This window comes from Nitratifractor sp. (assembly GCF_015487065.1).
Taxonomy (GTDB): Bacteria; Campylobacterota; Campylobacteria; order Campylobacterales; family Sulfurovaceae; genus Nitratifractor.
On the sequence record NZ_WFQN01000056.1, the window covers coordinates 1 to 2,701 of the forward strand.

The window sequence follows — 2,701 nt, forward strand, 5'->3', positions numbered from 1 at the left end:
AGCCTCGGTGGCGGAATTGGTAGACGCAGCAGATTCAAAATCTGCCGCCTTCGGGTGTGCCGGTTCGAGTCCGGCCCGAGGTACCAGGTTTTGAATCGCTTCTATGCGGGAGTAGCTCAGGGGTAGAGCACAACCTTGCCAAGGTTGGGGTCGCGGGTTCGAATCCCGTCTCCCGCTCCAACTTCTCTATTTCACTTTTTCATATTCTTCATCTACATTATCAAACTGACAATAAGCATTACGTTATTCACTAGTGAAGGTTCTATAAAAACACTTCTGTCATTCCGGGCTTGACCCGGAATCCAGGGCTGAGAATACCGGTTCTACCCTGGATCCTGAATCAAGTTCAGGATGACGAAACAACATTCGGAACATGGCATCACGGAACAGACGCCAGTCCTTCGCGTTTTCTTTTTCTTTGCTTCGTTTCCTTTTTCTTTGTCGCGAAACAAAGAAAAAGAAATGAAGAAGGAACCCGAAACTTTTGGAAACGCGGATTCATCCGCGTCTATCAATGCAGGAAGCGTTTTTCCATAGCCGGAAATGAATTCCCGGTTCCGCGAAACGATGCAGCCAGACAATCAATACAGATTCCCGCCTTTGACGGCACCTCTCTTTTCCGGTGCCTGCGAACCCTTCTGGACAGTACGTGTCCCCAAAAGCTCCGGCCGATACTCGAAATGCATCGTATCGTAGTGGTACCACTTGCCGCCCCAGATGAAACCGTGTTTTTCGAAGATTTTGACGATGGGCAGCGGGATCTCGTTGCGGTAGCGGTAGGGGCCTTTGTTCCAGCGCCAGTAAGCAGAGTGTTTGACGTTGATGTCGATGGCGGCGCCGAAGGAGTGGACGCTCAGGCGATGGGTCCCGGCGATGGTACGCCACTTGAAGGTTCCGCCCACGGGGACCAGATACTTGCGATAGCCGGGGTGCTTCTGCAGAAGCTTATCCAGATCCTGCGAAACCTTCCGCAGCTGCCGGTCCACCCCATTGACCCGGGTGATGCGGATCCGGTATTTTCCTTCGGTGCTTCGGGGGATCCAGGGGATCGTCGTCAGATGGCGTTTTACCTCCCCGGCACTGTCACCGTACATCTTGCGAAAGAAAGGCTCGTAGCGGATCCGGCCCGGATCGAAGTTTTTCCGGGGCGCTTTGCCGTAGCCCGCCGCCCCTTTGGGATAGCGGTAGTGAAACATATCCTCCAGGTCGGGACGGTTGAGGAGTTCGTCGAAGCTTTTGTTGCGCTTGCCGTCGTCGTAGCGCATCTTCGTCCCGTCTCTCCAGATGAGTGTATTGCCGCTGCAGTTTTTCAGAGAGTCAGGATAGGCGCGAACCAGATCGAGGCACGAAGCCTGCAGTGCCATACTCCCGGTCATCAACACCGACACGATATAATGCGTCCACTTCATCTATGACCCCTTTCATTTCCATGATTGTAGCACAGGAAAAAGATCAAAAAATGATTCCAAAGGGATCAGTATATCAGCGTTCCAGGAGTGCCGTCAGCTTTTCAGGAGAGTCCGCTTGCTCGATGGCGACCACCTTCCCTTTTTGCAGACGCATCACGACCACCCGGGAGCCTTCCCTCCCCTCTTTGAGACGACGGGCCATCTCCTTGTCGTAGATCAGCAGCATGGGATAGGCGCTTTTCCTCAGATCCGGCAGGGCGAACATATTCTGGATCACGGTGGGCATTCCGCTGATATCGGCGATGAGCACCGCCCGGCGCTTCTGCAGGTATCCGGCAGGTTTATCCTCCATGGTGCTGCGGAGGATATGCCCGGCGTTTTTGGTGAAAGCGAAGGCGATCGTCCGGGTCTCGGGAGAGGAGAGGTGGGCTTTGCCGAACTGATCGGGCAATCGGTAGTTCAGGGTCGAACCGACGCCGAAGGGTCTGTCGGCAGGCCGGATCTCCAGGGAGTATTTCCCCGGCTCGTATTGGCTTTTGCCCTTGAGTGCATAGAGGGCTCCGCCGGATGCCACGATCAGTAGCGAGAGGATCAGCAGTACTTTTTTCATTCAATTCCTTGTGAACTTTTAACGTCGCGCGCATTGTAGTGGGTTCATCCTTCGACAAAGGTCTCGGATCTCAGTAAGAAAAAAGTCTTAAGTTTACTCTACAGAATAAAATTCTGTCTGTTTATCCGATGGTTATAGGGATCAAATTGTCCCGCTTTCTCTCCAATTGCAGCAAAAAAGGAGATTGAATAACATATTAATAAATATAATTACAATCAATCAACTCATATCCCAAGATTTTGGAATTTAATATACTGTAAAGTGGCACTTGACACTTTACACTTTTCACGGTAAAATGGCCGAAAACCCCCTTCATGGAGCCTCAGATGCCTCTGAAAATGAAAGACCTTGTCGAAGCCACCGACACCCCAAAATCGACGATCCTCTACTACATCAAAGAGGGGCTGCTCCCCGAACCGGAGAAGCCCAAACCCAACGTCCACCTCTACGATGAGAGTTTCATCGAACGGATCAAGTTCATCAAATATCTCCAGAAGAACTTCCACGCCTCAATCGAACAGATCCGGGAGCTGATGCAGCGGGAGGATTTCGATCTGAGCCGTGGCTACGAGGCGATCCTGGATACCCTGGATCTGCTCATGGCACCCCCCTCCCCCAAACGCTACACCAAAGAGGAGCTCTGCGAAGCGGCGGGAATCGACTGTGACCGCCTCGACCACTA

3 protein-coding genes and 2 tRNA genes are annotated in these 2,701 nt (G+C 52.4%); 3 read left to right on the forward strand and 2 right to left on the reverse strand.

Annotation, left to right across the window (positions count from 1 at the left end):
- Position 1 precedes the first annotated feature (1 nt).
- Together F8I07_RS02970 and F8I07_RS02975 are read left to right on the forward strand one after the other, a co-directional pair.
- Positions 2 to 86 (forward strand) — tRNA-Leu (locus F8I07_RS02970).
- 19 nt (positions 87 to 105) lie between these two features.
- Positions 106 to 180 (forward strand) — tRNA-Gly (locus F8I07_RS02975).
- A 401-nt stretch (positions 181 to 581) separates the two neighbouring features.
- Here F8I07_RS02975 and F8I07_RS02980 read toward each other — a convergent pair.
- Positions 582 to 1,409 carry a M15 family metallopeptidase gene (locus F8I07_RS02980; protein ID WP_292655554.1) on the reverse strand — a complete coding sequence of 276 codons (828 nt, stop codon included), beginning with the start codon at positions 1,407 to 1,409 and terminating at the stop codon, positions 582 to 584.
- 73 nt (positions 1,410 to 1,482) lie between these two features.
- On the reverse strand, positions 1,483 to 2,019 hold the full coding sequence (locus tag F8I07_RS02985; protein WP_292655555.1) for a hypothetical protein: 537 nt from the start codon (positions 2,017 to 2,019) through the stop codon (positions 1,483 to 1,485).
- A 326-nt stretch (positions 2,020 to 2,345) separates the two neighbouring features.
- Between F8I07_RS02985 and F8I07_RS02990 the strand changes: the two genes are divergently transcribed.
- On the forward strand, positions 2,346 to 2,701 hold a 356-nt coding region (locus tag F8I07_RS02990), incomplete at its 3' end, for a MerR family transcriptional regulator (protein ID WP_292655557.1).

Coding starts and splice junctions, on each gene's coding strand:
- F8I07_RS02980 (WP_292655554.1), bottom strand. CDS start 1,409: ATGAAGTGGACGCATTATATCGTGTCGGTGTTGATGACCGGGAGTATG.
- F8I07_RS02985 (WP_292655555.1), bottom strand. CDS start 2,019: ATGAAAAAAGTACTGCTGATCCTCTCGCTACTGATCGTGGCATCCGGC.